This is a genomic window from Dietzia sp. B19 (genome assembly GCF_014145155.1).
Taxonomy (GTDB): domain Bacteria; phylum Actinomycetota; class Actinomycetes; order Mycobacteriales; family Mycobacteriaceae; genus Dietzia; species Dietzia natronolimnaea.
Genome location: NZ_JAALED010000043.1, coordinates 1 through 12651, shown reverse-complemented (window position 1 = coordinate 12651; position 12651 = coordinate 1). Strand labels below are relative to the sequence as shown.

The 12651-nt window shown below is 68.0% G+C and carries 12 protein-coding genes and 2 pseudogenes; 2 read left to right on the top strand and 12 right to left on the bottom strand.

What is annotated here, in order from left to right; translation table 11 throughout:
- The 12 genes and pseudogenes from G6020_RS01920 to G6020_RS01865 all read right to left on the bottom strand — a co-directional run.
- Positions 1-193 (bottom strand): annotated as a pseudogene (locus G6020_RS01920) (hypothetical protein); the annotation flags it as partial.
- The gene (locus G6020_RS01915; protein ID WP_347238285.1) at positions 190-744 is read right to left on the bottom strand and encodes a hypothetical protein; all 555 of its coding nucleotides are present in this window, start codon (positions 742-744) and stop codon (positions 190-192) included. The pseudogene G6020_RS01920 and the gene G6020_RS01915, both read right to left, overlap by 4 nt.
- A 3-nt stretch (positions 745-747) precedes the next feature.
- Positions 748-2166, bottom strand: a complete 1419-nt coding sequence (locus tag G6020_RS01910; RefSeq protein WP_182609481.1) for an MlaD family protein — start codon at positions 2164-2166, stop codon at positions 748-750.
- Positions 2163-3386 carry an MCE family protein gene (locus G6020_RS01905; protein ID WP_182609480.1) on the bottom strand — a complete coding sequence of 408 codons (1224 nt, stop codon included), beginning with the start codon at positions 3384-3386 and terminating at the stop codon, positions 2163-2165. Before G6020_RS01905 ends, G6020_RS01910 begins: the two co-directional genes overlap by 4 nt.
- A complete protein-coding gene (locus tag G6020_RS01900; RefSeq protein ID WP_182609479.1) occupies positions 3386-4651 on the bottom strand; it encodes an MCE family protein in 1266 nt (421 codons plus the stop codon). Before G6020_RS01900 ends, G6020_RS01905 begins: the two co-directional genes overlap by 1 nt.
- Positions 4648-5796, bottom strand: a complete 1149-nt coding sequence (locus tag G6020_RS01895) for an MCE family protein (RefSeq protein ID WP_182609478.1) — start codon at positions 5794-5796, stop codon at positions 4648-4650. The genes G6020_RS01900 and G6020_RS01895 overlap by 4 nt, the downstream gene beginning before the upstream one ends.
- Positions 5789-6844: an MCE family protein gene (locus G6020_RS01890; RefSeq protein ID WP_182609477.1), complete on the bottom strand. Its 1056-nt coding sequence runs from the start codon at positions 6842-6844 to the stop codon at positions 5789-5791. The genes G6020_RS01895 and G6020_RS01890 overlap by 8 nt, the downstream gene beginning before the upstream one ends.
- Complete coding sequence (locus tag G6020_RS01885; protein WP_347238284.1) at positions 6841-8049, bottom strand: MCE family protein; 1209 nt, start codon at positions 8047-8049, stop codon at positions 6841-6843. Before G6020_RS01885 ends, G6020_RS01890 begins: the two co-directional genes overlap by 4 nt.
- A 39-nt stretch (positions 8050-8088) precedes the next feature.
- Positions 8089-8907 (bottom strand): ABC transporter permease, encoded by an 819-nt coding sequence (locus tag G6020_RS01880; protein ID WP_187700756.1) that lies wholly within the window; start codon positions 8905-8907, stop codon positions 8089-8091.
- 34 nt (positions 8908-8941) lie between these two features.
- The gene (locus G6020_RS01875; RefSeq protein ID WP_182609475.1) at positions 8942-9706 is read right to left on the bottom strand and encodes an ABC transporter permease; all 765 of its coding nucleotides are present in this window, start codon (positions 9704-9706) and stop codon (positions 8942-8944) included.
- A 234-nt stretch (positions 9707-9940) separates the two neighbouring features.
- On the bottom strand, positions 9941-10870 hold the full coding sequence (locus G6020_RS01870) for a 3-oxoacyl-ACP reductase (protein ID WP_182609474.1): 930 nt from the start codon (positions 10868-10870) through the stop codon (positions 9941-9943).
- Entirely contained in the window at positions 10867-11061 is a 195-nt protein-coding gene (locus G6020_RS01865) for a ferredoxin (protein WP_107748788.1), read from the bottom strand. The genes G6020_RS01870 and G6020_RS01865 overlap by 4 nt, the downstream gene beginning before the upstream one ends.
- A gap of 108 nt (positions 11062-11169) precedes the next feature.
- On the opposite strand from G6020_RS01865, the gene G6020_RS01860 reads away from it, so the two are divergent.
- On the top strand, positions 11170-12426 hold the full coding sequence (locus G6020_RS01860) for an acyl-CoA dehydrogenase family protein (RefSeq protein ID WP_107748787.1): 1257 nt from the start codon (positions 11170-11172) through the stop codon (positions 12424-12426).
- 1 nt (position 12427) lies between these two features.
- Positions 12428-12651: pseudogene (locus G6020_RS01855) on the top strand (acyl-CoA dehydrogenase); the annotation flags it as partial.

The window sequence follows — 12651 nt, the reverse complement described above, 5'->3', positions numbered from 1 at the left end:
CACGCGCCGCGTCGGCCTTGCGTTGCGCCCGCGCGGCCCGTTCGGCCTCGCGTTGTGCGCGACGGGCGGCGCGGACGTCCGGCCTGCTCCCGTCGGGGGTGAGGCTGTCGGGCGTGGTGTCGTCAGGCGTGGTGTCGTCGGGCGTGGTGTCGTCAGGAGTGGCGTCGTCAGGCGTGGTGTCGTCCGTGCTCATGGGATGAAGTTCACCCCCGAGACCTTCATCTCGCCGTCGTCGTGCCGGTTGACCGTGACGCGCACCCGGTACTGGCGATCCTGGTCCTCCTGCGACGCGGGGTTGCCGATCGTCTGATCGATCGCCATGATCACATCCGCGTAGTCGGGGTAGGACCTCTCGACCGCGGCCGCGGAGACCACTCCGTCCGCCACCACCTCCGTGGTCTGGACGACCTCCTCGTAGGAGTCACGACGCGGAGCGAACTGCTCCGAGAAGTCACCCTCGATCATGCCCACTATCCGATCGACGTCCTCGGAGAGCGTCTCCTGGCGGATCGTCATCAGATGGGTCAGGACCTCCGTGGCGAAGTCGCGGTAGGCCAGGTCGAGCTCGGTGGCGGAGGCCCGGTCGGCGCGGACCGACGCCGCCTTCCCCTGCTCCGACAGCCAGAGTCCTCCCGTGACCAGTGCGGCGAGGAGGGACAGGGCGGCGATGACGGCCAGCGGCGTGAGGCCGCCCCGCCCCGCGCGGTCGGGTTGTTCCCGATCGTTCGAGGGCTGCGATGACACTGGCTAGGTCACTCCGTTCGTCATAACGTCGGTGAGGCTGGCGTCAGCCGGCAGGCGGGCCGCCGTGCCGAGGTTCAACTGACGATACGTCTTGCCGTCGTTCCCGAGATACTCGCCCGTCGCCGGGTCGTACATCGCCGCCGAGGTGCGGATCTCCCGCTCTCCGGTCGTGGACGACGGCACCACGTCGTACGCGTTGGGGTTGTTCCCGGGAGGGCCGACCTCACTGGTGTCGGGGGGGTTGTACCCCTCGGGCGTGTAGTCGTTGGACCTGCACTCCGCTGGTGAGGCCGCGCGGCGACCCGGGAACTCCATGCACGGCAGGTTGCGAGCGCCACGAACGGTCGTCTGGGAGTCCTGGGGGACCTTGCAGTAGATGCCGTTGATGAGGGGCGGGACGGACAGGTCGGCGGGCGACCGCCGCTGGTCCGCCGGCAGGAAGCCGGTCGTGCACGGAGGGGTCTCGTTGATCTGGAGGTTGAAGTCCACCTTGATCTCGCCGTCGTCCTTGGCCCCGTTGATGGCGGTGATGAGCGAGGACACCAGGGCCGGGTAGATCACGAGCAACTGCTCGATCGACCGGTTGTAGATCACCCCGACCTCGCCGACGCTCACCAGGTTGGCGACGAGCACCGGCATGGTCGGCTGCAGATCGTTGAGGACCCTGGTCGCCCGGCCGAGGGAGTCCGGCGCGCGCTGGACGAGCGAGGTGAGTTGCGGCTCGTTGGTCCGGAGCTGGTCGGTGACGTCGGCGAGGTTGCGTGTCCAGGCGCGGATCGAGTCTGACGAGCGCAACTGCGAATCCAGGACCGGCTCGGCGTCCTCGATGAGCTGGCGGGTGACCCCGGAGTTGCTCTGTGCCTCGTCGAGCAGCAACTGAGCGGAGTCGAGGAACTGCCGCAGGTCGCGCTCCGACCCGTTGAACGCGTCGAACGCCTCGGAGATCACGCGGCGCATCTTCACGTCATCGATCGACGCCATCAATACCGTCGCCTGGTCCAGGACCGGTCCGATGCCCTGGGGCATGTCGACCCTGTCGGTCCCGAACACCGTGCCGTCGGTCAACCGTCCGGCCGGCTCCCCCTCGGGCACGAACTCCACGTACTGCTCCCCGATCGCCGAGACGCTGCGGATCTGCGCACGCACGTTCTCGGGCACGTCCGCGTTCGACTCGAAGTGCATCTCCGCGACGACGTGTCCGGGTTTGAGTGTGACGGAGTCGACGCGGCCGATGACCGTCCCGAGGTAGGTGACGTTGGCGTTCTGGTAGAGACCACCGGTATCGGGCATCTCGAGAGCGACGTCCGTCCGGTTCCACCCGAGCGAGGTGGGCAGTTTGAGGTACACGACCGACATGACGGCCAGCGCGAGGACCGTGACGACGGCGAAGACCGCCAGCTGGAGCTTGACGAACCTGGTCATCGGGGGGCCTCCTCGGCCGGGGGCGCGGGGTCACCGGCGAGGTCCGGCGCGGCGAGGCCCTCGGCCAGTTGGTCCATCTGGTCGGGCGTCGGCGGTTGCGGGACATCGAGCGAATACGGGTCCGCGCTCGCCATCGGGTTCGGCGCCAGACCGACGTACCCCTCGAGACCGGCCATCCGGTTGCCGAACTCGGTTCCCAGCAGCAGCGTCTCCCCCAGACGCTCATTGGTCACGTCGGCGTCGATGTACAGGTTGGCGTAGTCACCCCGGAGGAAGTTGTCGAGACCGGACTGAGGGAACGGGAACGTGATGAGGATCTGCAGGACCCGGGTGAGGTTGCGTCCGCTGTTCGCCAGCCCCTCGAGGACCGGCGTGATGTCCTGCAGGTTCGCCACGAGATTTCTGCCACCGCCGGCGTCGATGAGCTGGTTGGCCTTGTTGCCGAAGTCACCCAGGGAGACCAGGGCGGTGGTGAGCTCCTGCTTCTGGCCGTTGATGAGTGACAACGCCTCCGGCATCTGACCCAGCGCCTTGGCCAGGGTGTCGTTCTGCTCGTTGATCTGTCGTGAGAGCCGGTCCAGGCCGTCCATGGCCGCGATGATGTCGGCCCGCTGCTCATCGAGACCGCTCACGGTGGTCTCCAGCTGTGAGATGACCTCCTTGGCCTCGAGCTGGCGCCCGTCCAACGCGGTGTTGAGCTCGCGGGAGATGGTCTCGAACTGGGCCAGTCCGCCGTTGGTGAGGACCACCGACAGCGCCGACAGCGTCTGCTCGGTGGTGGGATACACACCGGCGCGGGCCAACGGGATGACGTCCCCGTCGGAGAGCGCGCCCTCGGGCTCACCGTCCGGGGGCGGGAAGATCTCGAGATGCTGCGACCCGAGGAGGCTGGTCTGACCGATCTTCGCGTGGGCGTTGGCCGGGAGCCGGACGTCCTCGTTGAGCGAGACCGTGACGATCGCCGTGTAGTCCTCCACCCGCATTCCGGTGATCGAGCCGACGTTGACGTCGTTGACGCGGACCGGCGAGTTGCGGGTGATGGTCGTGACGTTGGGCATCTCGATCGTCACTTCGTAGGCACCCTCCGCGTTGCCCTGGGCACCCGGTAGCGGCAGCGAATTGAGTCCCTCCCAGGTGCACCCGGCACCGGTGAGCAGAACGACACCGCCGAGCGCGCCGGCCGCCAGCAGGCGCCTGTTCCGGGAACGATCGCGGGTCATCACGCACCTCCCGTCGCGATGAGCGTGTCCGTGAGGTTGTCGCCCTTGTTGACCACGTTGATCAGCGGATCGGGGCTGGCGGACACAGGCTGAACACCGGGCGCGGTCTGGGTGCCAGGCCTCTGGGCGTTCCAGATCTGGTCCTCCTCCGCAGTCGGGGTGATCGGCGGGGTGACCGCGCCGTACGGGTAGTTGGAGGTGAGCGAGTTGAACAGCGGACCCATGTATTGCGCACACAGTTGCGCGTCGGATTCGGCCGTGTTGTTGGCCAGTCCCGCGATGGCGCCGCAGATGAAGTTGGTCGGGTTGGCCATATGGTTCATGGCCAGGACGCCGGTGAGGACGCCCTGGTACGGGCGGTAGATGTTGTAGAAGTTGGCCATGGCCGTGGGACCCACGTGCAACACACCCTCCAGGTCGGCACGGCGGTCGCGGACCACCTCGGTGGCCTGCCCCAGCTTGTCCACGGCTGTCGTCACCCGTGTCCCGTGGTTCTCCAGGAAGCGGTCGATGTCGATCACCGCCAGGTCGAGTTCCCTGAGCGCGGCGTCGATGTCGTCGGTCTGGTCGCCGAGGACCTGGGTGACGCTGGCGAGCCTGCCGCCGAAGGAGACGATCTGCTCCTCACTCCGCGAGAGCGCGGTGACGAAGAGCTGGAGGTTCTTGAGGGTGGTGAAGAGGTTCTCGCGGCCGTCGGAGAGCAGCGCCATGGTCTGCGAGAGTTCGTTGAGGGCGTCCCTCACCTCCGCACCGTTACCGTCGAGCATCGCGTCGGCGGACTCCACGAACTCCCCGAGCGCTCCGGTCTCCTCGTCGCCGGTCGGCCCGAGGGCCGAGGAGAGCTTCATGAGCTGTTCCTTCATGGCGTCCCACTCGACCGGCACCGCGGTCCGCTCGACCGGGATCGATCCACCGTCCTCCATCGCCTCCCCGCCCGTGAACGCGGGGGTGAGCTGGACGAAGCGTTCAGCGACGAGCGACTGGGCCACGAGCAGCGCGGTGGCGTCGGCCGGGACGGGCACGTCCTCGTCGACCTTCATCGTGACCTTGGACAACCCGCCCTCCGTGGTGATGTCCGTGATGGTTCCGACGCGCACCCCGAGGACCCGGACCGTGTCGTCGACGTAGACGCCGCGGGTCGATTCGAAGTAGGCGGTGATGGTCTTGGAGCGCGAGGTGAAGAACCACACCGCGGCGACCACGAGCGCCACCACGATCACGAGCGCGACGACCTTGGCGAGGGTGGAGGACAGCAGTCGACTCATCGGGGCAACCTATTCTCGCCCCAACCGGGGAACTCGTCCATGATCGTCAGGCCGGGAACACCCGGCATGGTCGGTTCGCGGACCAGCCCGGGTTCGGGCTGGATGCGGGGGTCCAGGAGCGGCATGACGTCCCGCAGGATGGTCTGCGGGTACTGACCGATCGACAGGTTGTTCACGTACGCGTTGAACCACGGTCCGGAGGCGACGGCCTCGCTGAGCGCGGTCGAGAAGGGAACGATCCGTCGCAGCCCCAGGTCCATCGACTCCCGGTTGCGGATGAGCAGGTCCGACACCCTCTCCAGCTTGTCCAGCGCCGGTCCCAGCTGGGCCTCGTTGTCCTGGACGACACCGGAGAGCTGGCGGGCGAGCTCGTCGATGTTGGCGACCAACTCGCTGAGCGCCCGGCGCCGCAGATCGAGCTCGGTGAACAACGTGTTGCCGTCCACCATGAGCTGGTTGAGCTGATCGCTGCGCCGGCCGAGGATGTCGGTGGTCCCGGCGGCTCTGTCGAGCAGCTCGCGGACGCCCTCGTCCCGCTTGTTCAGGGACTGGGACAACCGGGTGATCCCGTCTATCGCACCCCGGACCTCGGGCGAGGACTGCTCCATCGTCTCCGAGATCACCGTCAGCGCCTCGTCCACCGAGTCGGTGTCCATGGCCTCGACGGTGTCGGTCAGGTCACCGAGGGCGGCCGTCAGCGAGTACGGCACCGAGGTGCGTTCGAGCGGGACGGTGGCGTCCTCCAGCTCCCCACGACCGTCCGAGTAGACGGCGAGAGCGCGACGGCCGAGGATCGAGTCGGTCTTGATCTGGGCCGACGTGTCGGACCCCAGCGCGACACCGGTGTCGATGGCGAAGTCCACCCTGACCCTGTCGCCGTCGAGCGCGATCTTGCGAACCGAGCCGACCTTCATCCCCGCCACCTGGACGCTGTCCCCGGTGTTGAGCCCGGCGGCGTCGGCGACGTAGGCGGTCGCATTGCGCAACCCGTTGACGTACGGGATCCGGTCGTAGTTGAGCGAGACTCCCATGAGCACGACGGCGCCCAGGGCCCCCCAGATGCCGATCGTCCGGGGGTCGCGGTCGCGGAACCGGAGTTGCCCCTTGGGCGCCTTGAGCGGTGCGCCGTCCTTCGTGTCACTCATCGGGGAACGAACACCTTCCCGTCGTCTGCTCGTACTGCGGCAGGAAGACGTCCCGGCCCGTGACCGGGTTGGTCATCCGGACGATCACCCCGCAGAGGTAGAACTGGAAGAAGCTGCCGTAGACGCCCAACCGGCCCATCTTCTCGAAGTCGCCCGGGAGCCGCTGGATCGCGTTCTCGACAAAGGCCTCGTCGTCGTTGAAGAGGGTCGCGATGCGGTCGATCTGCGCCACGTCCTCCTTGAGGGCGGGCCGGACGTCCGACAGCAGGGTGGTCATGTTGGCACTCGCGTCGTTGAGTCGGGAGACGGACTGACCGATCGGCTGGGAGTTCGCCGACAACCCGGAGATCAGTTGCTGCAGGTTGACGATGATCGAGTCCACGTTGTCGTAGTTGTCCCCGACCGTGGTGAGGACGCCGTTGAGGTTGGTGATGACGTCCCCGATGAGCTGGTCCCGATCGGCGAGCGCCGTGGTGAGGGATGAGGTGGAGGCCAGCAGGTCCTGGACGGTGCCCGCCTCACCCTGGAACACCTTGACGATGGACTCGGACAACTGGTTGACCTGACCCGGGTCGAGCGCCTTGAACAGCGGACGGAACCCGCCGAGGAGAGCGTCCAGGTCCAACGCCGGCGAGGTCTGGGAGATCGGCAGCGTTCCACCCGGTTCGAGCGGCGCTTGATCGCCGGTGCCACGCTTGAGTTCGAGGTAGCGGTCCCCGGTGAGGTTCTCGTACCGGACCACGGCCTCGGTGCTCCGGTGGACGATCTGGTTGCCGGCCACGGTGAACTCGACGTCCGCGGTGTTGCCGTCCGCCAGGCCGATCGACCGGACCCGCCCCACCTCGACGCCGGCGATGCGCACCCGGTCCCCGGACTCCAGCCCCGAGACGTCGGTGAAGTGCGCGGTGTAGTCCTCGAAGTCGCCCGAGCGGTAGTCACTGAACACCACCACGAGTCCGGTGAGGACGAGCAGCATGACGGCCGTGAAGACCGACAGCTTGATGAAGGTGGCGCGCGCCTGCTTGGCGGCCTTGCGACCGGCGGTCACGGGGTCGCCCCGTCCATGCCCAGCATGACCTGCAGCAGCGTCGGGGGCGCGGGCCTGCCGGGCTCCATCGGTCGCAGCGGCCCGAACAGCGGGGCGGGGCGGGACGTGAACACGTCGGGCATCCCTTCCACGGGATTGGAGCCCGTGTCGGTCACGACGAACGGGGCGTGCACGTTCGGGTCGGGGAACGGCAGACCGTAGCAGTTCGGACCCGTGCTGGCGTTGACCTTGGGCAGGTCCTTGGGGTACTCGTACGCCCGCGCACCCTGCTGGAACCCGGCCTTGAACACCAGCCCCGGCTGATCCTTCCCACCGAAGGCCGCCTCGGCGTCCTCGACGTTCGCGTTCAGGCCCACGATGAGGCAGGTGAGGATCGGCGAGTACTCGGCCAGCAGGCTGGTCGACGCGCGCAGGTCCGCGAGCAGTTTGACCAACTCGTTGCCGTTCTCCGCCATCAGTCGCTTGCCTGTCTCACCGGTGCCGATCGCGGCGACGAGCGTCTGCTCGAAGCGCTCCTGGTTGTTGACGACATTGGTGCCGACGTCCGTACCCGAGTCGAGCAGTCGCATGATCTCCGGGGTGACGTCGGCGTAGAGGTTGGCCACCCGGGACCCCTTGGCCAGGTCGCGCTGCAGGGTGTCGATCTGGGGGTTGATCTCCTGCAGGTAGGTGTTGAGATCGGTGATGGTCCGCCCCAACTGCTCGCCACGGTCGTCGACCGCACCGGAGACGGCCCCGAGGGTGGCGTTGAGCTTCTCCGGTTCGATGGCGACCAACAGGTCGGTGAGGTCCTGGAAGAGCGTGTTGACCTCGGCGGTGACGCTCGCGGTCTCGACGACGGCCCCCCTGGCGAGCTGCCCCTCGGGCGCCCCGACCGGCGGTTCGAAGTCGACGGACTTGGCCCCGAAGATCGTGTTGGAACCGATCCTCACCTGGGAGTTGGCCGGGATCGCCTCCAACGCCGCGGGATCGACCTCGATGTTTATCGTCGCACCGTCGAACTCCTGTCGGATCTCCCGGACGTTGCCGATCTCGACCCCACGGGAGCGCACCTTGGCGTCGGCCTCCATGACCAGTCCCGCCCGGTCGCTGCGGACGGTGAGCGGCACGCGGTTGTCGAAGGCGCGCGCGAACATGAGGAGGGAGAGCGCCACCACCACCACGACGAACAGCGTCAGGATCACCGCCGCGACGCGCTGGGGCACCGTGTCGCTCTGATTCAGGGTTCTCGCCAGGACCGCCTCCTATCCCGACAGGTTGAAGTTGCCGTCTCCGCCGTAGATCGCGAGGGAGACGAGAAGGGTTACGGTCACCACGGCGATGAGCGAGGTGCGGACGGCGTTGCCCACGGCCGAGCCGACACCGGCCGGTCCACCTGCGGCGTTGTAGCCGTAATAGGTGTGAATGAGCATGATCGTGATGGCCATGGCGATGGCCTGCACGAAGGACCACAGGATGTCCGTGGGGATGAGGAACGTCGAGAAGTAGTGGTCGTACACGCCACCGGACTGACCGTAGATCTGGACCGTCGCGAACCGGCTCGCCAGGAACGAGGCGATGACGGCCAGCGAGTACAGCGGCACCACGGCGATCATCCCGGCGACGATCCGGGTGGAGACCAGGTAGGTGATCGAGTCGATCGCCATGACCTCCAGAGCGTCGATCTCCTCGGACACGCGCATCGCCCCGAGCTGGGCCGTGGCGCCGGCGCCGATGGTGGCGGCCAGTCCGATCCCGGCGATCACCGGTGCGGCGATGCGGACGTTGATGAACGCGGCGAAGAAGCCGGTGAGCGCCTCGACGCCCACGTCGGTCAGCGACGAGAAGCCCTGGACGGCGATCACACCGCCGGTGGCGAGGGTGAGGAAGCCGACGATCACGACGGTGCCGCCGATCATCGCCAGGGCCCCCGCGCCCATGGCGATCTCGGCGATGAGCCGGAGCGTCTCCTTGGGGTACTGGGTGAGTGCCCGCGGCGTCGCCACGAGTGCGCGCCAGAAGAACAGTGCGATGGCGCCGAAGTCGTCGAAGCGACCGACGGTGAGGTTCCGGGCCCGTGACAGTCGGGGGAAACGGGCGGTCTCGATGATGGTCACCTCACGCCCCCAGGACCTTCACGCCGACCGCCGTGAGCACGGTGTTGACGACGAACAGCGCCATGAAGGCGTAGACGACGGTCTCGTTGACCGCGTTACCGACGTCCTTCGGCCCGCCACGGACGTAGAGACCCTTGTAGCAGGCCACCAGGCCGGCGAGCATCCCGAACATCCCGGCCTTGATCTGGGCCAACACGAGCTCTCCGAACCCGGTGAGCAGCGTGATGCCGTTGACGAAGGCCCCGGGGTTGACCCCCTGGAGGAGTACCGAGAAGAGGAACCCGCCGAGGATGCCGATGGTGCACACGAGTCCGTTGAGCAGCAGTGCGACGAAGGTCGAGGCGGCCACCCGGGGGACGACCAGTCGCTTGACGGGATCGATGCCGAGGACCTCCATGGCGTCGATCTCCTCGCGGATCGTCCGGGCGCCCAGGTCGGCACAGATCGCCGTGGCGCCGGCGCCGGCGACGATGAGGACGGTGACCATGGGACCGACCTGGGTGACCGCGCCGAGGGCCGCGCCCGCACCGGAGAGGTCGGCCGCGCCGATCTCCCGCAGCAGGATGTTCAGGGTGAAGCTCACCAGGACGGTGAACGGGATCGCCACCAGGACGGTGGCCAGCATGGAGACCCGGGCGATGAACCACGACTGCTCGACGAACTCGCGGCCCTGGCGCACGATCGACGGGAACGAGACGAATGTGTCGAGACTCAAGGCGACGAACTCGCCGACTCCCTTGAGCGGCGCGTCGAGAACTCTCGCCATGTCGCCCCCCTCCTGTCGTGTGCCGGCTCCCGGCCACACCGATCTGAACAAGTGACCGGTTCGGTGTGACCCCGATTACACAGTAGCTAGAACACGTTCTCATTAGCAAGGCCTACCGGTCACCCCCGAACGGTGCCCCTGCGCATGTGTCGGGAATCTAACACGCCCCGACACAACGAAAGCGGTCCCCGACACGTCTCTCAGCAAACGCGTCGGGGACCGCATCGGTTCAGGTCAGAGCGTCATGATCTCCGAGGCGGAGAAGGACTTGCCCTCGGGCCGCCCTGACCAGTGGCCGGAGACCGCGTCGGCGAACTCCCGGCGGTCCCACACACCGCCCTCGGCGTCGAACCGCTTCTCCACCACCGGGGCCTCCACCAACGCGACCATGCCGCCGTATACCACGAACAGCTGACCGCTGACACCGGCCGCGGCGGGCGACGCGAGGTACGACACCAGGTCCGCCACCCGGTCCGGCGACAGCGGGTCGGGCCCCTTCGACTCGTCCCAGTCCTCGAAGACGCCCTCGGTCATCCCCGTGCGTCCCCGGGGAGCGATGGCGTTGGCCGTACAGCCGATCCGGGAGAGCACACGTGAGGCCGACAGGGTGAGCGCGGTGATGGCGGCCTTGGCCGCGCCGTAGTTCGCCTGCCCGGGCGGGCCGAAGAGTCCCGCCTCGGACGAGGTGTTGATCAGCCGCCCGTACACCGGGGAGTCGGACTTCTTGCTCTCGCCCCGCCAGTGGGCCGCGGCGTTGCGGGTGAGCAGGAAATGCCCGCGCAGGTGCACCCTGATCACCGCGTCGAAGTCGTCGTCCTCCATGTTGAACAGCATCTTGTCCCGGGTGATGCCGGCGTTGTTGACCACCACGTGCAGGCCGCCGAGTCGCACGGCCTCGGCCACCATCGCGTCGGCGGTCTCCCGTTCGGAGACGTCCCCGACCACCAGGGAGGCCTTGGCGCCCGCCGCCTCGATGTCGGCGATCACGGCGTCCGTGGCCTCGCCGGACCGGATGTCGTTGATGACGACCGCGGCCGCACCCGAGCGCGCCAACTCCACGGCTTCCGCGGCGCCCAGCCCGGAGCCGGACCCGGTGACGACCGCCACCCGGCCGTCGAGTGAGAGATCCGCCCCGAGGTCCTTCCGGCCCCGCCCGGGCGTCACTCCGCGACCTTGAGCGCCGCCATCGGGCACTTCTCGACAGCCTTGAGCGCGCGCTTCTGCAGTTCCTCGGGGACCTCGTCGACGATCACCCGCACCACCTCGTCGTCGTCGTTCAACTCGAAGACCTTCGGGGCGAGCCCGACACACACGGCCTGCCCCTCGCAGCGGTCGGGATCCACGTCAATCCTCATACCCGTCCTCCTTGGCCGGGCCCGCGACCACTGTGGCCGCGAGCATGATTCGATACTATGTGAGACACGACACTAGAACGTGTTCCACTCGAGATGAGCTTAGGGCATATGGACATCACCTACACCACAGACCAGCAACGGCTGCGCGGGGAGTTGCGCGAGTACTTCTCCGCCCTGATGACCCCCGAGCGCCGAGAGGCCTTCACCTCCACGACCGGCGAATACGGCCACGGCAACGCCTACCGTGAGATCGTCGCCGAGATGGGCCGCGACGGCTGGCTGACGATCGGATGGCCGGAGGAGTTCGGCGGTCGTAACCGCCCGATGGTGGAGCAGTTGATCTTCACCGACGAGGCCGCGATCGCCGGGGTCCCGGTGCCCTTCCTCACCATCAACTCGGTCGCGCCGACGATCATGGCCTTCGGGTCCGAGGAGCAGAAGAGCTACTTCCTGCCCCGGATCAGCCGCGGCGAGCTGCACTTCGGCATCGGCTACTCCGAGCCGGAATCGGGCACCGACCTCGCCTCCCTGAAGACCCGGGCCGTGCGCGAGGCCGGGACCGGGGAGCACGCGGGCCGGGAGGTGTACCGCATCAACGGGCAGAAGATGTGGACGTCCCTCGTGGCCTACGCGGACTGGATCTGGCTGGCCGCACGCACCGATCCGGACGCCAAGCGACACAAGGGCATCTCGATGATCATGGTGCCCACCGACGCCGAGGGGTTCTCGTGGACTCCCGTCCACACGATGGCGGGCCCGGACACCAGCGCCACCTACTACCAGGACGTGGTGGTGCCCGCCTCCAACCTGGTCGGGCCCGAACACGGCGGGTGGCCGCTCATGACCAACCAGCTCAACCACGAGCGGGTCGCCCTCACGGCCGCCGGTCCACTCCAGGCCTCGCTCCGGCAGGTCCTGGAGTGGGCGCGCACCACGCGTGCGGCCGACGTCGGGCTGCCCGGAGGCGGAGACGTGATCGACAACGAGTGGGTGCGCACCCACCTGGCCCGCGTCCACGCGATGGCCGAGTACCTGGCGCTGCGCAACTGGGAGATCGTCTCCGCCGACTCCACCACGCCCACCCGCATCGCCGCGTCGGCGACCAAGGTGTACGGCACCGAGACCGCGTGCGAGGCGTACCGGCTCCTCATGGAGGTGCTGGGCTCCGCCGGGTTCCAACGCTCCCACTCCCCCACCGCCGTCCTCCACGGGCGCATCGAGAAGCTGCATCGTTCGGCCCTCATCCTCACCTTCGGCGGAGGCACCAACGAGGTCCAGCGCGACATCATCGCCGCCGCCGGACTCGGGTTGCCACCGGCGCCGCGGATCGCCCCCACTCCGTCCTCTGCCCGGAAGGACAGCTGACATGGATTTCCACATCGACGACACCATCACCGACCTGACCACCCTCGTCCGCGACATGGGCGAGCAACTGGTCACCGACGACTCCCTGCGCGAGCTCGACGCCCGCTTCGGCCCCGGGACCGAGGCCGACGGCGGACGAGACCACTCCACCGCCCGGTTCCACGCCCGGTACTGGGACGAGCTGGTCCGCGCGGGCGTGCCCGCCGCCCTCGCCCCGGAGTCGCT

Bases quoted from the DNA above. Each gene is read 5' to 3' on its own strand.
- G6020_RS01910 (WP_182609481.1), bottom strand. From the start codon at position 2,166: ATGACCAGGTTCGTCAAGCTCCAGCTGGCGGTCTTCGCCGTCGTCACG.
- G6020_RS01905 (WP_182609480.1), bottom strand. From the start codon at position 3,386: ATGACCCGCGATCGTTCCCGGAACAGGCGCCTGCTGGCGGCCGGCGCG.
- G6020_RS01900 (WP_182609479.1), bottom strand. From the start codon at position 4,651: ATGAGTCGACTGCTGTCCTCCACCCTCGCCAAGGTCGTCGCGCTCGTG.
- G6020_RS01895 (WP_182609478.1), bottom strand. From the start codon at position 5,796: ATGAGTGACACGAAGGACGGCGCACCGCTCAAGGCGCCCAAGGGGCAA.
- G6020_RS01875 (WP_182609475.1), bottom strand. From the start codon at position 9,706: ATGGCGAGAGTTCTCGACGCGCCGCTCAAGGGAGTCGGCGAGTTCGTC.
- G6020_RS01865 (WP_107748788.1), bottom strand. From the start codon at position 11,061: ATGAGGATTGACGTGGATCCCGACCGCTGCGAGGGGCAGGCCGTGTGT.
- G6020_RS01860 (WP_107748787.1), top strand. From the start codon at position 11,170: ATGGACATCACCTACACCACAGACCAGCAACGGCTGCGCGGGGAGTTG.